The sequence below is a fragment of the Pseudomonas petrae genome (genome assembly GCF_021728295.1).
GTDB lineage: Bacteria > Pseudomonadota > Gammaproteobacteria > Pseudomonadales > Pseudomonadaceae > Aquipseudomonas > Aquipseudomonas petrae.
In genome coordinates, this window is the sequence record NZ_JAKJXE010000008.1 from 153,803 (window position 1) to 178,481 (window position 24,679).

The 24,679-nt window shown below is 61.6% G+C and carries 19 protein-coding genes and 5 pseudogenes; 15 read left to right on the forward strand and 9 right to left on the reverse strand.

All coding sequences use genetic code 11. The features are described 5' to 3' along the window. Positions 1–74 precede the first annotated feature (74 nt). The 3 genes from sucC to brnQ all read left to right on the forward strand — a co-directional run bounded on the left by sucC (position 75) and on the right by brnQ (position 3,754). Positions 75–1,241 (forward strand): ADP-forming succinate--CoA ligase subunit beta, encoded by a 1,167-nt coding sequence (gene sucC, locus L4G42_RS15695; protein ID WP_004882574.1) that lies wholly within the window; start codon positions 75–77, stop codon positions 1,239–1,241. After that, a complete protein-coding gene (gene sucD, locus L4G42_RS15700; protein WP_237254145.1) occupies positions 1,241–2,128 on the forward strand; it encodes a succinate--CoA ligase subunit alpha in 888 nt (295 codons plus the stop codon). Before sucC ends, sucD begins: the two co-directional genes overlap by 1 nt. A 312-nt stretch (positions 2,129–2,440) precedes the next feature. Beyond that, complete coding sequence (brnQ, locus tag L4G42_RS15705; RefSeq protein WP_237254146.1) at positions 2,441–3,754, forward strand: branched-chain amino acid transport system II carrier protein; 1,314 nt, start codon at positions 2,441–2,443, stop codon at positions 3,752–3,754. A gap of 119 nt (positions 3,755–3,873) precedes the next feature. On the opposite strand, the gene L4G42_RS15710 is transcribed toward brnQ, so the two are convergent. Then, a complete protein-coding gene (locus L4G42_RS15710; RefSeq protein ID WP_065986299.1) occupies positions 3,874–4,125 on the reverse strand; it encodes a hypothetical protein in 252 nt (83 codons plus the stop codon). A gap of 328 nt (positions 4,126–4,453) precedes the next feature. Here L4G42_RS15710 and htpG point away from each other — a divergent pair, with 328 nt between their 5' ends. Further along, positions 4,454–6,358, forward strand: a complete 1,905-nt coding sequence (gene htpG, locus L4G42_RS15715; RefSeq protein WP_237260933.1) for a molecular chaperone HtpG — start codon at positions 4,454–4,456, stop codon at positions 6,356–6,358. Positions 6,359–6,436: 78 nt separating this feature from the next. Further along, on the forward strand, positions 6,437–7,162 hold the full coding sequence (locus L4G42_RS15720) for a dienelactone hydrolase family protein (RefSeq protein ID WP_237254148.1): 726 nt from the start codon (positions 6,437–6,439) through the stop codon (positions 7,160–7,162). 109 nt (positions 7,163–7,271) lie between these two features. Here the strand turns inward: L4G42_RS15720 and L4G42_RS15725 are convergent, their stop codons facing one another. Beyond that, positions 7,272–8,135, reverse strand: a complete 864-nt coding sequence (locus L4G42_RS15725) for a pirin family protein (RefSeq protein ID WP_237254149.1) — start codon at positions 8,133–8,135, stop codon at positions 7,272–7,274. Between the two features lie 206 nt (positions 8,136–8,341). On the opposite strand from L4G42_RS15725, the pseudogene L4G42_RS26365 reads away from it, so the two are divergent. Both L4G42_RS26365 and L4G42_RS26370 read left to right on the forward strand, forming a co-directional pair. Then, positions 8,342–9,094 (forward strand): annotated as a pseudogene (locus L4G42_RS26365) (MCP four helix bundle domain-containing protein); the annotation flags it as partial. Positions 9,095–9,355: 261 nt separating this feature from the next. Next, positions 9,356–9,952 (forward strand): annotated as a pseudogene (locus L4G42_RS26370) (methyl-accepting chemotaxis protein); the annotation flags it as partial. A 305-nt stretch (positions 9,953–10,257) separates the two neighbouring features. Here the strand turns inward: L4G42_RS26370 and fabB are convergent. The 4 genes and pseudogenes from fabB to L4G42_RS26375 all read right to left on the reverse strand — a co-directional run. Then, positions 10,258–11,484, reverse strand: coding sequence for a beta-ketoacyl-ACP synthase I (fabB, locus tag L4G42_RS15735; protein WP_122538419.1), 1,227 nt, complete (start codon positions 11,482–11,484; stop codon positions 10,258–10,260). Positions 11,485–11,494: 10 nt separating this feature from the next. Continuing rightward, positions 11,495–12,010, reverse strand: coding sequence for a 3-hydroxyacyl-[acyl-carrier-protein] dehydratase FabA (gene fabA / locus L4G42_RS15740; RefSeq protein ID WP_003172830.1), 516 nt, complete (start codon positions 12,008–12,010; stop codon positions 11,495–11,497). A 210-nt stretch (positions 12,011–12,220) separates the two neighbouring features. Further along, positions 12,221–13,720 (reverse strand): annotated as a pseudogene (locus L4G42_RS15745) (response regulator); the annotation flags it as partial. A 68-nt stretch (positions 13,721–13,788) separates the two neighbouring features. Beyond that, positions 13,789–14,158: pseudogene (locus L4G42_RS26375) on the reverse strand (hybrid sensor histidine kinase/response regulator); the annotation flags it as partial. 313 nt (positions 14,159–14,471) lie between these two features. Here L4G42_RS26375 and L4G42_RS15750 point away from each other — a divergent pair. The 8 genes and pseudogenes from L4G42_RS15750 (at position 14,472) to L4G42_RS15785 (ending at position 21,467) form a co-directional block, all read left to right on the forward strand. Next, positions 14,472–15,497, forward strand: coding sequence for an NAD(P)H-dependent glycerol-3-phosphate dehydrogenase (locus L4G42_RS15750; RefSeq protein ID WP_237254152.1), 1,026 nt, complete (start codon positions 14,472–14,474; stop codon positions 15,495–15,497). 19 nt (positions 15,498–15,516) lie between these two features. Next, positions 15,517–15,837, forward strand: a pseudogene (locus tag L4G42_RS15755) (DUF4389 domain-containing protein); the annotation flags it as partial. Positions 15,838–16,025: 188 nt separating this feature from the next. Continuing rightward, a complete protein-coding gene (gene sixA, locus L4G42_RS15760; RefSeq protein ID WP_237254153.1) occupies positions 16,026–16,484 on the forward strand; it encodes a phosphohistidine phosphatase SixA in 459 nt (152 codons plus the stop codon). 78 nt (positions 16,485–16,562) lie between these two features. Then, positions 16,563–17,006, forward strand: coding sequence for a hotdog fold thioesterase (locus L4G42_RS15765; RefSeq protein ID WP_237254154.1), 444 nt, complete (start codon positions 16,563–16,565; stop codon positions 17,004–17,006). A 596-nt stretch (positions 17,007–17,602) separates the two neighbouring features. Beyond that, the gene (locus L4G42_RS15770) at positions 17,603–18,436 is read left to right on the forward strand and encodes an alpha/beta fold hydrolase (protein WP_237254155.1); all 834 of its coding nucleotides are present in this window, start codon (positions 17,603–17,605) and stop codon (positions 18,434–18,436) included. Further along, positions 18,433–19,287, forward strand: coding sequence for an alpha/beta hydrolase (locus L4G42_RS15775; protein WP_237254156.1), 855 nt, complete (start codon positions 18,433–18,435; stop codon positions 19,285–19,287). The genes L4G42_RS15770 and L4G42_RS15775 overlap by 4 nt, the downstream gene beginning before the upstream one ends. A gap of 294 nt (positions 19,288–19,581) precedes the next feature. Then, complete coding sequence (locus L4G42_RS15780) at positions 19,582–20,304, forward strand: DUF4892 domain-containing protein (protein ID WP_237254164.1); 723 nt, start codon at positions 19,582–19,584, stop codon at positions 20,302–20,304. Between the two features lie 110 nt (positions 20,305–20,414). After that, positions 20,415–21,467 carry an AI-2E family transporter gene (locus L4G42_RS15785; RefSeq protein ID WP_237254157.1) on the forward strand — a complete coding sequence of 351 codons (1,053 nt, stop codon included), beginning with the start codon at positions 20,415–20,417 and terminating at the stop codon, positions 21,465–21,467. A 55-nt stretch (positions 21,468–21,522) separates the two neighbouring features. Here L4G42_RS15785 and xopAW read toward each other — a convergent pair whose 3' ends face one another. The 3 genes from xopAW to L4G42_RS15800 all read right to left on the reverse strand — a co-directional run bounded on the left by xopAW (position 21,523) and on the right by L4G42_RS15800 (position 24,440). Next, positions 21,523–22,323 (reverse strand): XopAW family type III secretion system calcium-binding effector, encoded by an 801-nt coding sequence (gene xopAW, locus L4G42_RS15790; RefSeq protein WP_237254158.1) that lies wholly within the window; start codon positions 22,321–22,323, stop codon positions 21,523–21,525. Between the two features lie 288 nt (positions 22,324–22,611). After that, positions 22,612–23,691, reverse strand: a complete 1,080-nt coding sequence (locus L4G42_RS15795) for a sensor histidine kinase (protein ID WP_237254159.1) — start codon at positions 23,689–23,691, stop codon at positions 22,612–22,614. Continuing rightward, positions 23,688–24,440 (reverse strand): response regulator, encoded by a 753-nt coding sequence (locus L4G42_RS15800; protein ID WP_133771586.1) that lies wholly within the window; start codon positions 24,438–24,440, stop codon positions 23,688–23,690. Before L4G42_RS15800 ends, L4G42_RS15795 begins: the two co-directional genes overlap by 4 nt. Positions 24,441–24,679: the final 239 nt, after the last annotated feature.

A 24,679-nucleotide genomic window follows, 5' to 3' on the forward strand; every position in this document is an offset into this window, starting at 1 on the left:
GCGGTCACAGGTGGTGCGGCACGCTTTGACGAGCAGCACCGAATGCGCAGTACCTAACGAAGACGGTAATAAGCATGAATCTTCACGAGTATCAGGGTAAGCAGCTGTTTGCTGAATACGGCCTGCCAGTATCCAAGGGCTATGCAGTAGACACCCCGGAAGCAGCAGCAGAAGCGTGCGACAAGATCGGCGGAACCGAGTGGGTTGTCAAAGCCCAGGTTCACGCAGGCGGTCGCGGTAAAGCGGGCGGCGTCAAGCTGGTTCGCAGCAAGGAAGACGCAGCTGCGTTCGCTCAACAGTGGTTGGGCAAGCGTCTGGTCACTTACCAGACTGATGCCAACGGTCAGCCAGTCACCAAGATCCTGGTTGAATCGTGCACTGACATCGCCAAAGAGCTGTACCTGGGCGCTGTAGTCGATCGTTCGAGCCGTCGTATCGTGTTCATGGCTTCCACCGAAGGTGGCGTGGACATCGAGAAAATCGCGCACGACACGCCTGAGAAGATTCTCAAAGCCACCATCGATCCACTGGTTGGCGCTCAGCCATTCCAGGGTCGCGATCTGGCATTCCAGCTGGGTCTGGAAGGCAAGCAGGTCACTCAGTTCGCCAAGATCTTCACCGGTCTGGCCAAGCTGTTCCAGGACCATGACCTGGCACTGCTGGAAGTGAACCCGCTGGTGATCAAGGCTGACGGCGATCTGCACTGCCTCGACGCCAAGATCAACATCGACGCCAACGCCATGTACCGTCAGCCCAAGCTGAAGGCTTTCCACGACCCATCGCAAGATGACCCACGTGAAGCCCACGCTGCCAAGTTCGAACTGAACTACGTGGCACTGGAAGGCAACATCGGCTGTATGGTCAACGGTGCTGGTCTGGCCATGGGCACCATGGACATCGTCAACCTGCACGGCGGCAAGCCAGCCAACTTCCTCGACGTAGGCGGCGGTGCAACCAAGGAACGCGTTACCGAAGCGTTCAAGATCATCCTGTCCGACACCAACGTCGCAGCAGTACTGGTCAACATCTTCGGCGGCATCGTTCGTTGCGACATGATTGCCGAAGGCATCATTGGCGCCGTGAAAGAAGTCGGCGTGAAAATCCCGGTTGTTGTTCGCCTTGAAGGCAACAACGCTGAGCTGGGCGCTAAAGTATTGGCAGAAAGCGGCTTGAACATCATCGCAGCTACCAGCCTGACCGACGCTGCTCAACAAGTCGTCAAAGCTGCGGAGGGCAAATAATGAGCGTCCTGATCAATAAAGACACCAAGGTTATCTGCCAGGGCTTCACCGGCTCCCAGGGTACCTTCCACTCCGAGCAAGCCATTGCCTACGGCACCAAAATGGTTGGCGGCGTGACCCCAGGCAAGGGCGGCACCACGCACCTGAACCTGCCAGTGTTCAACACCGTGTCCGAAGCAGTAGAAAAAACCGGCGCCACCGCTTCGGTCATCTACGTTCCAGCTCCGTTCTGCAAGGATTCCATCCTTGAAGCAGCGTTCGGCGGCATCAAGCTGATCGTCTGCATCACCGAAGGCATCCCGACCATCGACATGCTCGAAGCCAAGGTCAAGTGCGACGAACTGGGTGTGGTCCTGATCGGCCCTAACTGCCCAGGCGTCATCACACCAGGCGAGTGCAAGATCGGCATCATGCCAGGTCACATTCACTTGCCAGGCAAAGTCGGTATCGTGTCGCGTTCCGGCACCCTGACTTACGAAGCTGTGAAGCAGACCACTGACGCCGGTTTCGGTCAGTCGACTTGCGTCGGTATCGGTGGTGACCCGATCCCGGGTTCGAACTTCATCGACATCCTGAAGCTGTTCCAGGAAGACCCGCAGACCGAAGCGATCGTCATGATCGGCGAGATCGGCGGTTCGGCTGAAGAAGAAGCGGCTGCCTACATCAAGGCACACGTGACCAAGCCAGTCGTTTCCTACATCGCGGGTGTGACTGCTCCTCCGGGCAAGCGCATGGGCCATGCGGGCGCGATCATCTCTGGCGGCAAAGGCACTGCAGACGAGAAATTCGCTGCACTGCAAGACGCAGGCGTCAAAACCGTGCGTTCGCTGGCAGACATCGGCAAAGCCCTGGCTGAGCTGACCGGTTGGGAAGTGAAGAAGGCTTAATCGCCCTCGTCTCACTGCCTGATCAACAGAAGCCACCTTCGGGTGGCTTTTGCGTTTCTGGCGTTTCGATTTGCCTGATGCCCGGCCGCGATTCTGTAAGACATTTCTGATATGCGACACGAACATGCATTCAGCGGTCGCAGCGCCCTGTATCGGTGCGCCAAATAGGGTAGGCTAGCCGCCGTTTTGTGCAGTCGGCTCCCACAAGGAGCGGCGGCACGCTCAGGGTCTGTCTTAAAAGGGCGGGCAGCATTTCCCCCACCCTCAGGGAAATCCTCTTCTTAATTCCGATTCAGCAGTGTGGTTTCCTTAATGAAAGTGTTGAAAGGCCAGGACATTCTGGCACTGGGTTTCATGACGTTTGCGCTGTTCGTAGGCGCTGGCAATATCATCTTCCCCCCGATCGTAGGCCTCCAGGCCGGCCCCAACGTATGGATGGCCGCCCTGGGCTTTCTGGTCACGGCGGTCGGCCTTCCGGTGGTGACCGTGATTGCGCTCGCCAAGGTCGGCGGCGCGATGGACGCGTTGAGCAGTCCGATCGGCAAGGTCGCCGGCACCCTTCTCGCCGCCGTCTGCTACTTGTCCGTGGGTCCGCTGTTCGCCACGCCGCGCACAGCGACGGTGTCGTTTGAAGTCGGTCTGGCGCCGCTGACCGGTGAAAGCCCGCTCGCGCTGTTTCTCTATAGCCTGGTTTATTTCGTGCTGGTGTTCTGGATCTCCCTTTACCCGGGTCGATTGCTCGACACCGTGGGCCGGTTCCTCGCGCCGCTGAAGATCATCGCCCTGGCCATCCTCGGGATCGCCGCGTTTGTCCTGCCAGCGGGTGAGGTCGGTATCGCAGAACCTGCCTACGTCGCGGCGCCGTTTTCCCAAGGGTTCATCAACGGTTACCTGACCATGGACACCCTGGGCGCGCTGGTTTTCGGCATCGTCATCGTCAACGCGATTCGCTCCCGCGGTGTCGAGTCGCCTCGGTTGATCACTCGCTACGCCATCATCGCCGGCCTGATCGCCGGTGTCGGTCTGGCGCTGGTCTACATCAGCCTGTTCCGTCTGGGCTCGGACAGCCATGCCGTTGCCGCCGGTGCAACCAATGGCGCCGCCGTGTTGCACGCCTACGTCCAGCACACCTTCGGCACCTTGGGCAGCAGCTTCCTCGCCGTGCTGATCTCGCTGGCCTGCCTGGTGACCGCGGTTGGCCTGACCTGCGCCTGCGCCGAATACTTCAGCCGTGTTCTGCCGCTGTCCTACAAGACGCTGGTGATCCTGCTGGCGGCGTTTTCGCTGCTGGTGTCCAACCTGGGCCTGACCAAGCTGATCCAGTTCTCGATCCCGGTGCTGACCGCCATCTACCCGCCGTGCATTGCACTGGTGACGTTGAGCTTCTGCAAGGATTTCTGGCATGAGCAGGGGCGGATCGTCGCGCCGGTCATGGCGGTGGCGTTCCTGATCGGTGCGGTGGACGCGGTCAAGGGGTCTGCGCTGGGTGTGTACCTGCCGGATTCGCTGGCTCACCTGCCGTTGAGCGAGCAAGGCCTGGCCTGGCTGACCCCGTCGCTGATCACGCTGTTCGTCGCGTTCGTGGTGGATCGCATGCTGGGCAAGCGCAGCGAAGCGCTGGCCTGAGGGGGGAGGTCGGCGCGCCGTGAGATCACTGCGCCGATCATTCTGAAGCAGAACTGATTTTTTGATACACAAAGCAAAGCCCGCTAAATGCGGGCTTTGCTTTTTGAAACTCTGGAAACTTACTGCTTAGTTGCAGGTGCTGCCTGGTTCGCTTCTTTAGCGCGCTCTTGAGCGGCTTCAGCGTTCTTTTGAGCGGCTTCCTGACTTTCTTTGGCAGCGTCGTTCACTTTGTCTTGCGCTTTTTGCATCGATTCTTGCGACTGCTCGGCAGCCTTGTTTGCATCTTGCTGTTTATCTTCGGATTTTTTGTCACAGGCGGCGAGGCCCAGAGTGGCAGAAAGCATGAGGGCAATAGCTAAAGATTTACGCATGGGGTGTTTCTCCTTATTGGTCATCAACGTGCCTTCGAGCATTCGGTTATAAAGTTAGTTCCATGTTCCGGCGGGATAAATACATAAGCGTCTCAGCGGTGTAACACCTCAGCCGGGCTGAGGTGGTTAATCGTTTATCTGCCGTCGTCAGATCAACAGATCGGCGGCTTGAAGATTTTCCGAGGTGAAGATTCTTCACCGGCAGCACGCCTGTCCCTTGAAATCGTCTCCCCAGCCCCCACCTTGTTGACAACGCGTTGCTCGGAGCCGCCCTCGGCGTTTCGCGCAGCTACCCCTATTTGTGTGGACTAATTGGAGTTTGATGACCATGAGTGTGGAAACTCAAAAGGAAACCCTGGGCTTCCAGACCGAGGTGAAGCAGCTGCTGCACCTCATGATCCATTCGCTGTACTCGAACAAGGAAATTTTCCTTCGCGAGCTGATCTCCAACGCGTCCGACGCGGTGGACAAGCTGCGCTTCGAGGCACTGTCCAAGCCTGAGCTGCTGGAAGGCGGCGCCGAGCTGAAGATCCGTGTCAGCTACGACAAGGACGCCAAGACCGTCACCCTGGAAGACAACGGCATCGGCATGAGCCGCGAAGATGTCATCACTCACCTGGGCACCATCGCCAAGTCCGGCACGGCCGACTTCATGAAGAACCTGTCCGGTGATCAGAAGAAAGATTCCCACCTGATCGGTCAGTTCGGCGTCGGTTTCTACTCCGCGTTCATCGTTGCCGATCAGGTCGAAGTGTTCACCCGTCGCGCCGGCTTGCCCGCCAGCGAAGGTGTGCACTGGTCCTCGAAGGGCGAGGGCGAGTTCGAAGTCGCTACCCTTGAGAAAGCCGATCGCGGTACGCGCATCGTGCTGCACCTCAAGAGCGCCGAAGACGAGTTCGCTGACGGCTATCGTCTGCGCAACATCATCAAGAAGTATTCCGACCACATCGGCCTGCCGATCGAGCTGCCGAAAGAACAAGCGCCGGTCGAAGGTGATGCCGAGCCGGTTGAAGAGTGGGAAACCGTCAACCGCGCCAGCGCGCTGTGGACCCGTCCGCGTACAGAGGTCAAGGACGAGGAATACCAGGAGTTCTACAAGCACATCGCCCACGATTTCGAAAACCCGTTGAGCTGGAGCCACAACAAGGTTGAAGGCAAGCTGGAATACAGTTCGCTGCTGTACGTGCCGGCCCGCGCGCCGTTCGATCTGTATCAGCGCGAAGCACCACGCGGCCTCAAGCTGTACGTGCAGCGCGTGTTCGTCATGGACCAGGCCGAATCGTTCCTGCCGCTGTACCTGCGCTTCATCAAGGGCGTGGTCGATTCCAACGACCTGTCGCTGAACGTATCCCGTGAAATCCTGCAGAAAGACCCGATCATCGATTCGATGAAGTCCGCGCTGACCAAGCGCGTGCTGGACATGCTGGAGAAGCTGGCGAAAAACCAGCCGGAAGAATACAAGGGCTTCTGGAAAAACTTCGGTCAGGTGCTGAAAGAAGGCCCGGCCGAAGACTTCGCCAACAAGGAAAAGATCGGCGGTCTCCTGCGCTTCGCATCGACCTCCGACGACAGCGGCGAGCAGAGTGTTTCGTTGGCCGACTATCTGTCGCGCGCCAAGGAAGGTCAGGACAAGATCTACTTCCTCACCGGCGAAAGCCACGCGCAGGTCAAGAACAGCCCGCACCTCGAAGTCTTCCGCAAGAAAGGCATTGAAGTGCTGCTGCTGACCGACCGTATCGACGAGTGGCTGATGAGCTACCTGAGCGACTTCGACGGCAAGGGTTTTGTCGACGTGGCGCGCGGTGATCTGGACCTGGGCAAGCTTGATTCCGAAGAGGACAAGAAGGCCCAGGAAGAAGTCGCCAAGGACAAGGAAGGCCTGATCGAGCGCCTGAAAACGGCGCTGGGCGATGCCGTCAGTGAAGTGCGAGTTTCCCACCGTCTGACCGATTCGCCTGCGATTCTGGCGATTGGCGAGCAGGACCTGGGTCTGCAGATGCGTCAGATCCTGGAAGCGAGCGGTCAGAAGGTGCCGGACTCCAAGCCGATCTTCGAATTCAACCCGTCGCACCCACTGATCGGCAAGCTGGACAACGAGCAGAATGAAGACCGCTTCGGTGATCTGTCGCACATCCTGTTCGACCAGGCTGCGCTGGCGGCCGGTGACAGCTTGAAAGATCCGGCTGCCTACGTGCGCCGTTTGAACAAGTTGTTGGTCGAGCTCTCGGTTTAACATCCGCGTCACGGCAGAACCCGCTCCGGCGGGTTTTGTCATTTAATCTCCCTCCATCCTTATCAGCAGGAGTTCGCTATGAGCAATGTGACCGTGCAGTCCGTCGTGTATGAAATCGACGGCGTGAGCTACGAGAGTCGTCTGGCCTTCAGCGAAGGCGGTCAGGCCGCACCGGGTCTGGTGATGGCGCCTAACTGGATGGGTGTGAGCGTAGACGCCGAGCAGATTGCCAAGGATGTGGCGGAGAAGGGCTATGTGGTGTTGCTGGCGGATCTCTATGGCCAGCACGTGCGCCCGTCCAATGGCGATGAAGCGGCGGCTGCCATGATGCCGTTGAAGAATGATCGTGTGCTGTTGAACAAGCGCATGAAGGCCGCACTGGATCACCTGACCACGCAGACTATAGCCACCGTCGACACGTCCCGGCTGGCGGCGTTTGGCTTCTGCTTTGGCGGTTGCTGCGCACTGGAACTGGCGCGCACCGGTGCGCCGTTGAAGGCTGCGGTGTCCTTTCACGGTACGCTCGACACGCCGAACCCGGCTGACGCCAACAACATCAAGGGCAAAGTGCTGGTGATGCACGGCGCGTCCGATCCTCTGGTGCCGAAAGAGCAACTGCCGGCGTTCGAAGCCGAGATGAACGCTGCCAACGTCGACTGGCAACTGCTGAGCTACGGCGGGGCGTTCCATTCGTTCACCGACCCGCACGCGAACAACCCGGGCGTACAGATGTACAACCCGACCGTTTCGAAGCGCGCGTTTACCTCGATGCACAACCTGCTGGACGAGGTGTTTGCGGGTTGATCAGCTGAAGCAGGTGGCTGCTGACTCGCTTGGACTTCCACTGTCAGCAGTTGCCTCGCCTGAAAGCTTCGCCAGCAAGCGGGCTCCTACAGAGTATGTGACCGAGCGGCTATCTTCGCGCCATCGGCAACTCAATCCGTTCCACTTCCCCCGGCACGGTCGGCCAGTCTCCGGTCGCCCATTTCGCCCTGGCCTGTTCAATCAGCGCCGGATCGCTGGCCACGAAATTCCAGTTCATCCTTCTCGGTCCATCCAGTGGCGCACCGCCAATCAGTACCGCGTGGCATTCGCTCTGCGCACAGAGCGTTGGCTCGCTGCCTGCATCCAGCACCACCAGACTGCGCGGCTGTACCGGCTCGCCATCCAGCAGTAAATCGCCTTCGATAACGTACAGCGCGCGCTGTTCGTGCTCGGCCGGGATTCGCAACGTCGTCGCGGTTTGCAGGTTCAGTTCGGCGTAGAGCGTAGGCGAGAGCACCGGCACCGGCGACTTCAGGCAAAAGCCTTCGCCGGCAATCACGCGGATCCGAATGCCCATGCCGTCGCTGACCGGCAGTGTGGCGGCGGGGTGATGGCTGTAATGACCTTCGCCTTGCTCATGGGATTTGGGCGACGCCAGCCAGACTTGCAGGCCATGCAGGCGAGAGCCGCTGGCGTGCAAGGCTTCGGGAGTGCGCTCGATGTGTGCGATGGCGCTGCCGGCGGTCATCCAGCTGACCTCGCCGGGTCTTACGTGCTGATCACTCCCGAGGCTGTCCTTGTGTCGGATTTCGCCTTCGAAGAGGTAGGTCAGCGTCGACAGGCCGATGTGCGGGTGCTGGCGGATGTCCATGCCGGTGCCGGGGGCGTAGGTGGTTTCCAGCATGTGATCGAAAAAAACGAAAGGCCCCACGCTCCGGCATTGCGCAGCGGGGAGGGGGCGCAGGATCGGTTGGCCTTCGACGTCTTCGGCGCGGGGAATAATGGTCAGCATGATGGCGCTCTCTTGGGACATGAGACACAGCATATAGATAGCCCGCGCAGTCGGCTGGAAGCGTCGTGCTACGAGGTCTTTGTAATGAATTATTACGAAGTACCTTAGAATTGTCCTACAGGACGTAATCCTGAAGCCGACATCAAGAGCAACTGCTCTTTTCAGCGCAGCGTCTTGGAAAGGGACTCGGTATGAGCGTGAGAAATATGAATATCGCACCCCGGGCCGCCCTCGGTTTCGGCGTGCTCGCCTTGCTGGTCTTCGGTCTTGGTGCCTTTGCACTGATACAGATGTCGAGCATGCGCAAAGAGTCGGATCAGGTCGAAAACAAATGGCTCCCCAGCGTGATGGAGCTGGGCAGCATGGGGCAGGACCTGATGCGGGTACGTACCCTGACGTTGCGACTGATGCTCAACCGCAGCGCGGATGCCCTGCGTGACAACACCGCCAAGCTCGATCAGCTCAAGGCGGGACTGCAAACCACCCAGCAGAACTACGCCACCCTGATCGGAACCCCCCGCGAGCGTGAGTTGTACGAAGCGTTTGCAGCCGCGCAACAGGCTTATTTCCAACGACAGAGCCGGGTGATGGAGCTGTCCGCAGCCAATCAGGTGGAGGACGCACTGCAGCTGGTCAACGGCGAGATGAACCAGTACGCCGACAAGATGACCGTCGCCCTGAACGAGTTGACGGCGTTGAACAAGGAGGGTGCAGAGCAGGCGAGCGATCTGGCTCGGGCAGTGTTCTCGAGCTCGTTCGGCTGGGTCATTGGCATGATGCTCCTGACGGCGTTGATCACGTTGCTCTTGGCGTGGGGATTGACCCGCAGCATCGTCAGACCGATCACTCAGGCGTTGGGGATTGCTCAGGTGGTCGCGGCGGGGGATCTCACCGGGGAGATCGTTGTGCAGGGGCGTGATGAACCGGCCCGATTGCTGGAAGCGCTCAAGTCCATGCAGCAGAGTTTGCGTAGCACGATCATGCGCATCGCCGATTCTTCGAACCAACTGGCGTCTGCCTCCGAGGAGCTGAGTACCGTCACTGAGGACGCAACGCGCGGCCTTCACCAGCAGAGCCTGGAGATCGATCAGGCAGCGACGGCGGTCAACGAGATGACGGCGGCTGTCGAGGAAGTGGCGCGTAACGCAGTCGCCACGTCCGAGGCGTCCGGGGAGTCTGACCGGATTGCCCAGCACGGCCGTCAGCAGGTTCGGCAGACCGTGGCGTCCATTGCTCATCTGGCCGAAGACGTGACCGACGCCGGCGAGCAGGTCCAGACCCTTGCGCAGAAGGTGTATGGCATCAGCAAGGTGCTGGACGTGATTCGCTCCGTGGCTGAGCAGACCAATCTTCTGGCGTTGAACGCGGCGATTGAAGCCGCGCGGGCGGGGGAGGCGGGACGCGGCTTTGCCGTGGTCGCGGATGAGGTGCGCGCCCTGGCGCATCGGACACAGTCATCGACCCAGGAAATCGAGCAGCTGGTGGGCGACATCCGCCAGGGCACCGATCAGGCCGTGGCCGCCATGCAAGGCAGCAACAGCCGCGCGCAGACCACCCTGGAGCTGGCGCAGTCCGCCGGGGTGGCGCTGGATGACATCGCTGCGGCGATTACACTCATTACCGAACGCAACGAGGTCATCGCCAGCGCGTCGGAGGAACAGGCACAGGTTGCACGCGAGGTGGACCGCAATCTCACCAACATCCGCGACATCTCGCTGCAGAGTTCGGCAGGCGCCAACCAGACCAGCGCGGCCAGCCACGAGCTGTCGCGACTGGCAACCGACCTGAACGGCTTGGTTGCAGCATTCTCGGTGTGACACCCGACGCCTTCCCGGCTAAAGCCAGTCCCACTGAAGGCACGCGGTGCTATTGTAGGACCGGCTTCAGCCGGGAAGGGGCCGGTTTGGCCGCCATCAATCCCAATGAATGCACGCGGTGCTTTTGTAGGACCGGCTTCAGCCGGGAAGAGGCCGGTGGGGTCGCCATCAAATTTTGCGGTGTGACGCCTGACGCCTTCCCGGCTAAAGCCGGTCCTACAAAAATCGGGTCCGAGCTGATGCATTTCACCCGCCCATAAAAAAGGCGCCCCGGAGGGCGCCTTTTTTTGTCTGCAACTGACTAATTACTTGCCAGTCCAGCGCTTCATCACCAGCGTGGCGTTGGTGCCGCCGAAGCCGAAGCTGTTGCTCATCACCAGATTCAGCTCGGTGTTTTCGCGGGTCTTGGTCAGGATCGGCATGTCGGCAACGGCTGGGTCCAGCTCGTCGATATTCGCCGAACCGGCCATGAAGTTGCCTTCCATCATCAGCATGCAATAGATCGCTTCGTGAACGCCGGCGGCGCCCAGAGAGTGACCCGACAGGCTCTTGGTGGAGCTGATCGCTGGCGCCTTGTCGCCGAACACTTCACGGACGCCTTCCATTTCCTTGACGTCGCCGACCGGGGTGGAGGTGCCGTGGGTGTTCAGGTAGTCGATGGTGCCATCAACGGTGGACAGCGCCTGCTGCATGCAGCGGATGGCACCTTCGCCGCTTGGCGCGACCATGTCATAACCGTCGGACGTTGCGCCGTAGCCCACCAGTTCGGCGTAGATCTTCGCGCCACGGGCCAGAGCGTGTTCCAGCTCCTCGACCACCACCATGCCGCCGCCGCCGGCGATCACGAAACCGTCACGATCAGCGTCGTAGGCACGGGAAGCCTGTTCCGGCGTGTCGTTGCGTTTGCTGGACAGCGCGCCCATGGCGTCGAACAGGAACGACTGGCTCCAGTGCTCCTCTTCGCCACCGCCGGCAAACACGATGTCCTGCTTGCCCATCTGAATCTGTTCCATGGCGGTACCGATGCAGTGAGCACTGGTGGCGCAGGCAGAGGCGATGGAGTAGTTCAGACCCTTGATCTTGAATGGCGTCGCCAGGCACGCTGACACAGTGCTGCTCATGGTGCGGGTGACGTAATAAGGGAGAACCTTTTTGATGCCTTTCTCGCGCAGGATGTCCAGCGCTTCCATCTGGTTCAGGGTCGAGGCACCGCCAGAGCCGGCAATCAGGCCGGTACGTGGGTTGGATACCTGCTCTTCAGTCAGGCCGGAGTCTTCCACGGCGCTCTTCATGGCCACGTAGGCATAAGCCGCCGCCTGACCGACGAAGCGCAGGGTCTTGCGGTCGACCAGTTCCTTGAGCGGCAGGTTTGGATCGATGGAGCCCGAGACCTGGCTGCGCAGACCCATTTCGGCGTATTCCGGATTGAAACGGATGCCAGGGCGACTTGCACGCAGATTGGCGGAAACGGTGTCTTTGTCATTGCCCAAGCAGGAAACAATGCCCAGACCAGTGATAACGACGCGGCGCATGCGAATACCCTTAGAAATTGTCAGTGGAAGTGAAGACGCCGACACGCAGGCCTTCAGCGGTATAGATTTCGCGGCCGTCCACGCTGACCGAACCATCGGCGATCGCCAGGTTCAGCTTGCCTTTGAGGACGCGTTTGATTTGGATGTTGTAGGTGACCTTCTTGGCGGTTGGCAGGACCTGACCGAAGAATTTCACTTCGCCCGAGCCCAGTGCGCGACCGCGGCCTGGCAGGCCTTGCCAGCCCAGGAAAAAGCCAACCAGTTGCCACATGGCATCGAGGCCCAGACAACCCGGCATCACCGGGTCACCTTCGAAGTGACAAGCGAAGAACCACAGGTCCGGGTTGATATCGAGTTCGGCGACCAATTCACCTTTTCCGTACTTGCCGCCTTCTTCGCTGATATGGGTGATGCGATCAACCATCAGCATATTGGGGGCGGGCAATTGCGCGTTACCTGGGCCGAACAGCTCGCCGCGACTGCAGCGCAGCAGATCTTCCCGGGTAAAGGCGTTTTGTTTGGTCATGCGAGCTCCTCGATAATCCTGTGCGGCAGGGTGTGGCGTTACTTACCCAATATGGCCAGCGGGTCATCCCTCTGCTGGCAGCCTACTCATAGACTATTGCGTTGTAGTGAAAGTCACAGCACGGGTGAAATGAATGTACACCTGTGCACTGAAATTTTTCGTCCGCGCGTTGGCGTGGGTCGAATCGGCACACAAGACTGCCGCAATTTATCATTTACCGCCAGTCGCAGATGCCTTAATGGTCAACCATCGCTGCAAAACCTGCTGTAAATCAGTACGTTTGAACGGCTTGGCCAGGTAATCGTTCATTCCGGCTTGCAGACAAATGTCCCGGTCGCCGTGCTGGGCGTTGGCGGTCAACGCAATGATGGGCAACGTCGCCAGCCCCGGCAGCAGTCGGATACGGCGTGTGGCCTCATAGCCGTCCATGACCGGCAGTCGGCAGTCCATCAGGATCAGCGCGAAGCTTTCCAGGCTGGCCATGTTCACCGCTTCAGCGCCGTCCGCCGCCACGCTCACCTGCAAACCCAGGCTGCGCAGCATCGCCTCGACCACCGTGCGGTTCACGGGGTTGTCTTCGACCAGCAACACACAGGCGTTGCGGCTCTGGGGCAATTCATCCACAGCGCCGGACGCGGGTTCGATCACCGGCTGTTGAACCCGCTGCAGAGAGATTTGCAGTTGGAAAACGGAGCCAAGTCCTTCTCTGCTCTGCGCCTGCAGCGACCCGCCCATGCGCTCGGCCAGATTGCGCGCAATGGGCAGGCCCAGGCCGGTGCCGCCATAGCGGCGGGAAATGGAGTTGTCCGCTTGCTGAAACGCGTCGAACATCGATTCCAGCAGATCCGGAGAAATCCCGACGCCGCTGTCGCGCACCGCGCAGGTAAACAGAACGTGGTGCGGGTCGGCGAGGGTAAAACCTGCCTCGACCCGCACGCTGCCAAATTCGGTGAACTTCAACGCATTGCCGATCAGGTTGACCAGAATCTGCCGGATGCGCGTCGGGTCGCCTTTTACCTGCAAGGCCTCCATCGAACGCGGCAAATCGAGTTCCAGTGCCAGACCGCGCTGCTGTGCGTTGTGGGTAAACGCCTGAACCGAGGTGCTGATGAGGTCGGCGAGGTTGAATGAAATGCTCTCTAGTTCCAGCGCATCGCGCTCGAAGCGGGAGAAATCGAGAATGTCGCTGATGACGCGCAGCAGGTGCTCAGTGGACTCCATGGCCAGCGCGGCATATTCGGCCTGCTCGTCGGTCATCTTGGTGGTTTCCATCAACTGCAACATGCCCAGCACGCCATTCATGGGCGTGCGCAATTCGTGGCTCATCATCGCCAGGAATTCTGACTTCGCGTTGTTGGCGCGTTCGGCTGCTTCGCGGGTCCGTATGAGTTCATCCATCGCCTGCTTCTGCTCGCGGCTGGCCTTCTCCAGGCCCAGGGCCAGATTGTTGATGTGCCGCGCCAGATCGCCCAGCTCGGCATCGTCCGCAACGGGCAGCGGAGCAGAATAGTCACCCTGCTGGATGGCCTTCACTGCGGCGCTCATGGCGCTGATTGGCTGGGACAGGCTCAGCGACAGTCGCCTCGCCAGAATGTAGGTAAACAGCAGGGCGAACATCGCCAGCACACCCGCTTTCAGCAGTATCTCCTGCTCGCGCTGATTAAAAGCGTCACTGGACATGCCCACCAGCACCCGCCCCAGATAACCTTCGACCGGCACGCTGGGGTTGTTATCGGAACCGGCCTCGTCGGCATTTTCAAACAGCGGCGCGGATCTGTCTGGCTGCAGGCGGATGGGCGCCTGGAACACTTCCATCTGCCGCGAATGCCCTTGTTCCTCGGCGGGCTCGACATGAACCAGCACCTTGCCGGCACTGTTGCGCACTTCGAGAAAACGCACATGGGGCGTGTTCATCGTGGCGTTCATGAGGTTTTCAAGCACGGCGTTATTGCCGACGATGACGCCGTACTCCGACGCGGGAGCCAGTTGGTTGGCGATAAGTTGCCCGGTGTGATTGAGTTCCTGTCGCAGGTCCTGAATGCGCACCACGGTAAAGAAGCTGATCAGCAGCAAGGTCAGCAGTAACGCCGGGCCCAGGCTGAGGATTTGCGTCCGGGTGCTGATGTTCCAGCCGCGCTGAGCTGTCACGAGGCGGTTCCGGGTGTCTGGGGCCGCAGGTTATGCCGATGTTCAGGCATGACGGAACCTGACGGGGCACGGGAAGTGGACGCTTGGTGTCATGTCACGGATCTCTTCGGGAGCGACCTGACGATAGCTCATCGGCGCCGTTGAGGAATTTTCATCTCGGGAGCGCATCTTAACCGAGCTGTGGGCATTTTCCTCGGCAAGAGTGGGGGATCGGCTATAAGTTCGTGGGGGCACCTTTTGCCGCTGGCCGCGAGCCTGACGCTCCGTATAATGCCCGCATCGCCAGATGTGATGGCCCTGAATGGATTGTTTTATGACCCAGCAGCAACCAATAGCGGTCCTTGGCGGCGGCAGCTTCGGGACCGCGGTCGCCAACCTGTTGGCCGGCAACGGTCATCGGGTGACGCAGTGGATGCGCGATCCGGAGCAGGCCGAGGCGATTCGCGTCAATCGCGAGAACCCGCGCTATCTCAAGGGCATCAAGGTGCTCGAGGGCGTCGAGCCGGTCACCGACCTGCACGCCACTTTGCAGGACAGTCAACTGGTCTTCGTCGCCCTGCCTTCCAGTGCGCTGCGTGGCGTACTGACTCCGCATGTCGACCTGCTCGCAGGGAAGATGCTGGTCAGCCTGACCAAGGGCATCGAAGCCGACACCTTCAAGCTCATGAGCGAGATCCTTCAGGACATCGCACCTGCCGCGCGGATTGGCGTGCTGTCCGGCCCGAACCTGGCCCGCGAAATCGCCGAACACGCCCTGACCGCCACGGTCGTCGCCAGCGAAGATGAGGACCTCTGTCAGCAGGTTCAGGCCGCGCTGCATGGTCGCACCTTCCGCGTGTACGCCAGCGCCGACCGTTTTGGCGTCGAGCTGGGAGGCGCGCTGAAAAACGTCTACGCCATCATCGCCGGCATGGCGGTGGCGCTGAACATGGGCGAGAACACCAAGAGCATGCTGATCACTCGCGCGCTGGCGGAGATGACCCGTTTCGCGGTCAGTCAGGGTGCCAATCCGATGACCTTCCTGGGGCTGGCCGGTGTCGGCGATCTGATCGTCACCTGTTCTTCGCCGAAGAGCCGCAATTACCAGGTCGGTTTTGCTCTGGGTCAGGGCCTGAGCCTGGACGAAGCGGTCACCCGACTGGGCGAAGTCGCGGAGGGCGTCAACACGCTCAAGGTGCTGAAGGCCAAGGCGCAGGAATTGCAGGTTTACATGCCCCTGGTGGCCGGGCTTCACGCCATTCTGTTCGAGGGCCGCACCCTGGCGCAGGTCATCGAGCTGCTGATGCGCGCCGAGCCCAAGACCGACGTCGATTTCATTTCAACCAGTGATTTCAACTGATCCTCACACGGAGAAGCTCTTGAACGAATCAAACCTCAAGCAACACGAATCGATCCTGCTGCGCATCTTGTGGATGGTGCTGTTTGTGCTGGTCTGGCAAGTGGCGGAAGTGGTGCTGGCGGTGGCTGTCCTGGTGCAGCTGGTTTACCGCCTGTTCAACGGCGCGCCGAGCCTCAGCGTGATGTCGTTCGGCGACAGCCTGAGCCAGTACCTGGCGCAGATCGGCCGCTTCGGCACCTTCCACACCGATCAGAAGCCATGGCCGTTCGCCGATTGGCCAACGCCGCGTGCGCCTGAGGGCGAGGCGCCGCATGTTGTGACTGTTAAGCCGCAACCGGCGCCTGCCGCGTCGCAACCGGCTCCCGTCACGCCGCAACCGGCGCCTGTCACTCCGCCCCCGGTTCCCGCGACGACGCAACCGGTTTCCGAAACGCCGCCGGTGGTTTCCGACACGTCGCACGCGGTTGCCGGCATACCGCCATCTGCACCGGTTAGGCCGGCGTCCCCGCCCGACGAGGAGCCGAAACCGTGAAGGTCTGGATTCTGCGCCACGGCGAGGCGAAACCTCAGGCGCCCACGGACGCCGAGCGGGAACTGACCGCCAAGGGCCGCGCAGAGGTCCTGCGCAGCGCCGCTCACTTGATGGGTCAACCGCTGCAGCGGATCATCGCCAGCCCGTATGTGCGTGCTCAGCAGACTGCCGAGCTGGTCCGTCAAGCGCTTGGGTTTACAGATGCCATTGTGACCGTCCCGTGGCTGACGCCGGACTGCAACCCGCACAAGGTGCTGGAGCAGCTGGATGCGTTCCGCGCGGAGAATGTGTTGCTGGTCAGTCATCAACCTTTGGTGGGCACGTTGATAGGGCTGGCGGCGCATGGTTCCTTGCAGCAGGCGCAACCGATGCACACCGCCAGTCTCGCTCAGCTTGAGGCGGATTTGCCCCTTGCCGGCGCGATGGAACTGGTGGATGTTCGGCACGCTGAATGATGGGGCGGTGAGCGGTTTCTGAGCTCCCCGCTGTTGAGTGTGAGATGCAGTGCAAACCTCCAATAACAAGGAAGAACCATGAGTGTATGGCGTAGCCCTCCGGACCTTGACGCGCTTAATGCGAAGCAGAAGAACACCATCGGTGAGGTGCTGGATATTCGGTTTGAAGCGGTCGACGATCATTCTCTGACGGCGAGCATGGCGGTGGATGAGCGTACTCATCAGCCTTACGGTTTGTTGCACGGCGGCGCGTCGGTGGTGCTGGCGGAGACGGTGGGGTCTACGGCCAGTTATCTGGTGATCAATAACGATCGGTTTTTTTGTGTGGGGATCGAGGTCAACGCGAACCATTTGCGCGGCGTGCGCAGTGGGCGGGTGACGGCGGTGGCGCACCCGGTGCACATCGGGCGTACGACACATGTCTGGGATATTCGTCTGACGACGGAGGAGGGCAAGGCCTGCTGTATTTCCCGGTTGACGGTGGCGGTCGTTCCTCATGGGGAGCAGCCGCCCGGGCGTTGAGCGAAGATCAAGAGCGTCGGCCTAACGGCCTCGGGTTTCGCCTTCGGCGAGTTACTTGGAAAAGCACCCCAAGTAACCAAGGGTGCTTGCTCCTGGCTTGGCCCCTCGTTCCTCGGGGTCCCTTCACTCCGGTCCCGCTCCGTGAGCCCGCGCCGAACGGACATCCATGTCCTGACGGCGCTCTCGCCGCATCCATGCGGCTCGGCCCACTCCGCGAGACCTGCGTTCAGCCTGCACCCAAGTCGCGTTTGGCGGTGTCTGGACTTTTTGTGTTTGAAGATCAAAAGCGCTTTTAAAGCAGATCAAGGGCTTCCCGGCTAAAGCCGGTCCTACGGTCAGCGTTACCGCTACGCTCTCGGACTGCACGCGCTGCGTTTCGTGGGACCGGCTTTAGCCGGGAAGAGGCCGGTTTGAGCAACCGAGATCTAATGGGACTGATCGTTCCCACGCTCCGCGTCCCCGTCGTAGGCTCTCACCCGCTCAGATAAACACCCCCATGACCGGAGTGGCCTCATCGATGGCAGTTCCGGTCATTGCCGCCCGGTCGGGCGGTGCGCACAATCGCGGCTTGTTCTGGTTGCTCTGGATGCGTCGGCATGGCTCAACTTCTGTTTTTCGCTCACGCCAATGGCTTTCCGTCGGGCACGTACGGCAAGTTGTTCGCGGCGCTTGGGCCTGAGTTCGAGATTCGCCATCTGGAGCAGCATGCCCATGACCCGCAATTTCCGGTGACGGACAACTGGCCGGAGCTGGTGGATGAGTTGATTCATCATCTGCGCGAGCAATCCCAACCGGTATGGGGCGTCGGGCATTCGCTGGGCGGCGTGCTGCATTATCACGCGGCGTTGCGTCATCCGGAGTTGTACCGGGGCGTTGTCATGCTTGATTCGCCGGTGCTGACGCGGTTCGATCAGTGGATGATTCGTGCGGCCAAGCGCTTCGGTTTCATTGATCGCATCACGCCAGCAGGCCGGACGCTTGGGCGTCGTGAGGTGTTCAGCAGCGTCGAGGCGGCGCGGGATTACTTTGCCGGCAAGTCGCTGTTCCGGCGTTTCGATCCCGAGTGCTTCGAAGCGTATCTGCTTCACGGGCTGCAAGCCGATGGCGACGGGTTGCGCTTGCGTTTCGATCCTGCGACCGAAATCAGCATCTACCGCAGCGTGCCCCACACCAGCCCTGGCCTTGCCCGTCATTTGCGGGTGCCGTTGGCGATGGTGCGCGGCGAGAGCAGCGATGTGGTGCGGCGCCACCATGCGCTGTCGGTCAAAAGCATGCGTGAAGGCGAGTATCTTTCTGTGCCCGGTGGGCATATGTTCCCGCTCGAACATCCCGAGGACACCGCCCACATGCTCATAACGCTGTTTTCCCGCTGGACGGCCAGAGCTGACGGCGCGACCGCTGACGCCGCGCTTCAAAGAGCCCGCGCATGACCTGCTCGGTGGAAGAAATCCGCCTGAGTCTGCCCCATATCGAGCTGGCCGCTCATCTGTTCGGTCCGCAGGACGGCATTCCGGTGATCGCCCTGCATGGCTGGCTGGACAACGCCAACAGTTTCGCGCGGCTGGCGCCCAAGCTTGAAGGGCTGCGGATACTGGCGCTGGACATGGCCGGGCATGGCCACTCCGATCACCGCCCGCCGGGATCGGCTTACGGTTTGCCGGACTACGCCCACGACGTGTTGCAGGTGGCCGAGCAGATGGGCTGGGAGCGATTTTCCCTGCTGGGTCATTCGCTGGGGGCGATCATTTCGGTGATCGTTGCGGCGGCGGTCCCCCAGCGAGTCAATCGTCTGGCCTTGATCGACGGCTTGGTGCCGCCGGTGGGCGAGTCGGAGTCTGTTGTCGAGCGCATGGGCGCGGCGCTGCAGGCGCAATTGACCCAGCAGAGCAAGCGCAAGCCCGTCTACCCGGACATGGACCGGGCGGTGGAGGCGCGGATGAAAGGGATGGTCGCGGTCAGTCGTGAGGCGGCCGAACTGTTGGCCCAGCGTGGCTTGATGCCGGTGCCGGGTGGTTACACTTGGCGCAGCGACAGCAGGCTGACCTTGCCCTCAGCGATTCGTCTGACCCGCGCGCAGGCGCTGTCTTTCGTCACGGCGGTGCGTTGTCCGGCGCAGTTGATCGTCGCCGAGGAGGGCATGCTCGCGCAGAACCGGGAGCTGCTCGCCAGCGTTCCTTTTACGGTGACGTCCTTGCCGGGTGGGCATCATCTGCACCTCAACGACGAGGCGGGGGCGCGCTCTGTTGCAGACTGTTTCAATCGCTTCTTCGCCGTTCCTTGACTTGCGACCTGCAACTGCCGAGGCTGGTGCAGTTGAAACAGGAGACTGCACGATGGACCACTGCCCACGCCCCGACATTTTATTTTCCAGCACGCCGCGCGTTGTCGCGGCTTTGTTTTGCCTGCCGATTGCCTTGCCTGCTGCTTCAATGGCTGCCTCGCCGATTGACCTGCCATGAGTGCACCCATGACGTTCACCCGCACCTTCACCCGCACGCTTACGCTGACGCTGCTGCTCTCCGGCCTCAGCGCTGCCACCCAGGCGGCCGACGTGCCCGGCAGTCAGGACTTGCCCATGCTGCCGCGACTGGCAGACGCTGAAATCGTCGATTATCGGCCTGCCGTTGAGCTGGAACGTATCTATCCGCTGGGCTCGATCCGCAAGATCAGCGGCCAGTTGCGCTTTGACGGGCAGGTGGCCGGGCGCGGCGACGTGACTGCCATCACCTACCAATTGCCGGTCGAGCACAGCGCCGACGAGGCGTTCACCGCTGCCCGTGAAGCGTTGCAGCAGCAGGGCGCGCAGTTGTTGTTCTGGTGTCAGGCGCGCGATTGCGGCGAAAGCAGTCTGTGGGCCAACGAGGTGTTCGGCAATGCCAAGTTGTATGGCGCCGACAACGGCCAGTCCTATTTGCTGCTGCGTATGGCCGCTCCGGCTGACAACACGCTCGTGGCGTTGTATGGCATCACCCGCGGTAACCGCCGCGCGTTCCTCCACGTCGAGCAGTTTCAATCGAGCACGCCGCTGGGGGATTTGCTGCCGACTTCCGCGACCCTGTTGCGCGAGCTGAAAAGCACCGGCGAGCTGGAGCTGCCAATGCTGACCGCAGAGCCGCAGGAGCCATGGATTACCTTGCTGTCACGTGGCCTGAATCTGGACAGCACCTTGCGCGTCACGCTTTCCGGGGATCAGCGCGAAGCGTGGCGTCAGGCGCTGGTGGCCAAAGGCGTGCGCGCTGCACGGCTGGAAGCAGGCGACCGGAAAAGTCCCGGCCTGACCCTCGAACTCATCCGCTGAGGCGGGTTCAGTTCCCGTCTTCAAGGCTGGCATGGATGTCAGCACGAGCAGGGCTGCGCGGTTCGACGGTATGCTTGTCAGATTCAACCCCCTCTTTTGCGGAATGACCGATGTTCAATAACGATCGCCTGTTGGTGCAGATTCTCCTGCTCGCGCTGCTTGGCGCCTGCCTGTGGGTGATGGTGCCGTTCTGGTCGGCGCTGTTCTGGGGTGCAGTGCTGGCGTTCGCCAGTTGGCCGCTGATGCGTTTGTTGACCCGCGCGCTCAAGGGGCGGGAATCCCTCGCAGCGGCGATTCTGACCCTGGGCTGGATGGTGCTGGTGCTCGCGCCGCTGGTCTGGCTGGGCTTCAATCTGGCTGACCACGTGCGCGACGCCACGGCGTTCGTCAAGGACGTGCAAGTGGATGGCCTGCCGGATCCACCCACCTGGCTGGCGGGCATTCCGCTGGTGGGCGAGCGGCTGGTGGGTTTCTGGAACACCATCGATCAGCAGGGCGCTGCGCTGCTGGTCAGCGTCAGGCCTTATCTGGGGCAGGTCGGCAACTGGCTGCTGGCGCGCAGTGCGCAGATCGGCGGCGGCATCCTCGAGCTGACCCTGAGTATCGTCTTCGTGTTCTTCTTCTACCGTGACGGACCGCGCGTGGCAGCGTTCGTGCTCAGCCTGCTGGAACGACTGATTGGTGACAGCGCTCAGTATTACCTCGACCTGGTGGCGGGCACGGTGCAACGGGTGGTCAACGGCGTTATCGGCACGGCAGCGGCACAAGCAGTGCTGGCCCTGATCGGCTTCTTGATCGCGGGCGTGCCGGGGGCGCTGGTTCTGGGGATCGGGACCTTCCTGCTGAGCCTGGTGCCCATGGGGCCGCCGCTGATCTGGATACCGGCCACGGCGTGGCTGGCCTGGAGAGGCGACTACGGCATGGCGATTTTTCTCGGCCTGTGGGGCACGTTCATCGTCAGTGGCGTCGATAACGTGCTCAAGCCGTACCTGATCAGTCGCGGCGGCAATTTGCCGTTGGTGATTGTCTTGCTCGGTGTGTTTGGCGGGTTGCTGGCGTTCGGCTTCATCGGCCTGTTCATCGGCCCGACATTGCTGGCGGTGGCCTACAGTTTGCTGCTGGACTGGGTCGGAGACAGTCGCGCGCGGCAGCCGGTCAAGTAGTCGGCACGCATAAAAGAACCGCCGCCGGGCTGGGCTCGCCGGCGGTTTTTTTTCGTCAGGCCGAGGTGCTGACGTATTTGCCGGACGTAGCGTTGCTGTTGAGGTTGTAGCGGTCACTGAGGGCCGCGACCATGCGGTTCAGGGCTTCAGTCGCCTGGGTGGTGGTTTGCGAAGCGGTTGTTTGCGTAGAGGCGGTCTGGCTGCTGGCGGACGAGGCGCTGGTGGAACTCGTCGCGCCCTGCAAGGCGCTGGTCAGTTCGGCGGCGCTGATGCTGCCGTCACTGTCGCTGTCCAGGCTGCTGAACAGGTCACTGGCGTCTTCCGCAGGCGGGGGAGGCGGCGGTTGTTGGGCCTGCAGGCTGGCGGTCAGTTCGTCGAAGCTGACGGTGCCGTCCTTGTTGGTGTCCAGGGCATCGAACACCTGGCCGCTGTCGGCGCTGCTGTCTGAACGGCTCAGTGCGGTGGTCAGTTCAGCGCTGCTGACCGCCCCGTCGCCATCGCTGTCCAGCGCGCTGAGCAGGTTTTGCGCATCATCGGCCGCAGCGCTGGCGTCCATCTGCATCGGCGGTGGGGGCGGAGGGGTGAGGGCGGCTAGTTCGTCGGCGTCGAGGCTGTCGTCGTCATTGCTGTCGAGATCGCCGAACGCCTTGCTCAAGCTGACGCTAATGCCGTCTTTGGAATCCGAGGAAAGTGCCGAGCTCAGCTCGTCCTTGTCGATACTGCCATCGCCATTGGCGTCGAGTTTCTTCAATAAATCGTCGGCGAACTTCTTGCCGTTGGCTGTACTGGTGGTGCTGCTCGTGCTGGCACTGGTGTAACTGGAATAACTGCTGCTGCCGCTGACGCCTGTGATCATCGGACTGACTCCCCATCAGATGGATAATGCCGGGGCGGTGCTCCGGCTTATGCAGCGTCAGGGCAAGGCGTGTCGTGGGTGTGTTGGGTTTGTACCGCCGAGCTTACGTGAGGCTTGCGTGAGACTTCGCTCAGTGGGACCGGCTTCAGCCGGGAAGAGGCCAGTCCGAACACCGTCAGATGTGCGGTGTGACGCCTGACGAATTCCCGGCTAAAGCCGGTCCCATAATGGGCTCTATCGCCAGTACCACCGAACGCACCCGGTCCCATCGCTGATGACGGCGCCGAGTCAGATTCGCGGCAGATCCAGCACCGCGGTCAGGCCGCCGCCGGGGGTGTGTTCGAGGCGCAAGTCGCCGCCCATTCGGCGTGCGGCTTCCCGGGCGATGGTCATGCCGATGCCTACGCCGCCCGAGTTGCGATTGCGCGAGCTCTCGACGCGATAGAAGGGCTCGAACACCACTTCCCGCAGGTCTTCGGGAATGCCAGGGCCGTGATCGATGACGCTGACCCGCAGGCGATCGCTGGCGTCTTCGATCTCCACCCGCGCATGCCCGGCGTAACGCAGGGCGTTGTCGATGAGGTTGTTCAGGCACGAGCGCAGGGCCATGGGCTGGGATTTCAGCGGCCGGCAGGTGCCGTTCGCCTGAATGTCGTCGCCGTTGTCCTGGGCGTTTTCGGCCAGGGATTCGATCAGCGCCTGCACGTCGAAGTACTGCAGCGCTTCGCTGGTGCGTTGTTCGTTGAGGTAGGTCAGGGTCGCGTCGAGCATGCCGATCATGTCGTTGAGGTCCTGGCTCATCTGCCCGTGCAACCGCGGCTCGTCAATCTGCTCGACCCGCAGTTTCAGGCGCGCAAGGGGTGTGCGCAGGTCATGGGACACGGCGGCGAGCATGCGCCCGCGCTGTTGCACCTGTTCGCGAATGCGCTCCTGCATCAGGTTGAACGCCTGCGCCGCCTGCCGTGCCTCGCGAGGGCCATTGGCGGCCAGCGGCGGGCTGTCGAGGTTTTCGCTGAGGCGTTCGGCCGCTTCGCTCAATCGGCGGATCGGCCGGCTCAGGGCCTTGGCGCCGAACCAGGCGGCGAGCACCAGGCTGATCAGCTGGAACAACAAGGGCACCAGCGGAATGCCCAGCAGTGGCGGGCGGCACGGCGGACGGCGCCTGTCGTTCTGGTCTGCATCGGCGGCAGGGTCGCGGTCGGGCGGCGCTTGCATCTGGCCGGCCATCGGCCGATCGCAGTTGGGAGGAGGCGGCATTCGCGGGCCGTAGTAGTGAAACCAGACGAACGCCAGCAGGTGGGCGAGGACGATCGCCAGCAGCGCTCCGCCGAACAGCCGGGCAAACAGGGTGTCGGCCGAGCGGATCAACCAATCTCCCGGGCGTCGAACATGTAGCCTTCGCCGCGCACGGTTTTGATCAGTTGCGGGGATTTCGGGTCATCGCCGAGCTTCTGCCGCAGGCGCGAGACGAGCAGGTCGATGCTGCGATCGAACGCTTCAATGGAGCGGCCGCGGGCGGCGTCGAGCAGTTGTTCGCGGTTGAGCACCCGACGCGGCCGTTCGAGGAAGACGCGCAACAGGCGGAATTCGGCATTGGACAAGGGCACGACGAGGCCGTCCGGCGCGGTGAGTTGGCGCAGGACGCTGTTCAGGCGCCAGTTGTCGAAGCGCAGGGTGGTGCGTTCTTCGGTGCGGTCATCACGTACGCGGCGCAGGATGGTCTGGATCCGCGCGACGAGTTCGCGGGGCTCGAAGGGTTTGGCCATGTAGTCGTCGGCGCCGAGTTCCAGGCCGATGATGCGGTCGGTGGGTTCGCAGCGGGCGGTGAGCATGAGGATGGGGATGTCGGAGGTGCTGCGCAGCCAGCGGCAGAGGGAGAGGCCGTCTTCGCCGGGGAGCATGAGGTCGAGGACGACGACGTCGTAGGTGTCTTCGGTCAGGGCCAGGCGCATGGCGTTGCCGTCGGTGACGCCGGTGCTGTGGATGTTGAAGCGGGCGAGGTAGTCGCAGAGCAGTTCGCGGATGGGGATGTCGTCGTCGACGATGAGGGCGCGGGTGTTCCAGCGGCGCTCTTCGCTCGGCGCGGTGGCGGTGGTGCTGTCGGGTGTTGTCTGCATGGTGCTGCCGCCGTGTGGTGCTGCCGATTGGGCCGCGGATAGGAGTCGACGCTGCCATGCTACTTCGCTGGCGAGCGGGGCGGAAGGGTGAGGGCGGCAGGTGTCGGTGGATTGTCTTGAATGTATCAAGTCAGGTACATCTGCGGCGTGGCTCATAAATGTCAAGGGCGTCTGCCTGGGGGCAGACGTTTCGCCTTCGGCGAGTTACTTGATAAAGCCCCAAGTAACCAAGGGCTTAT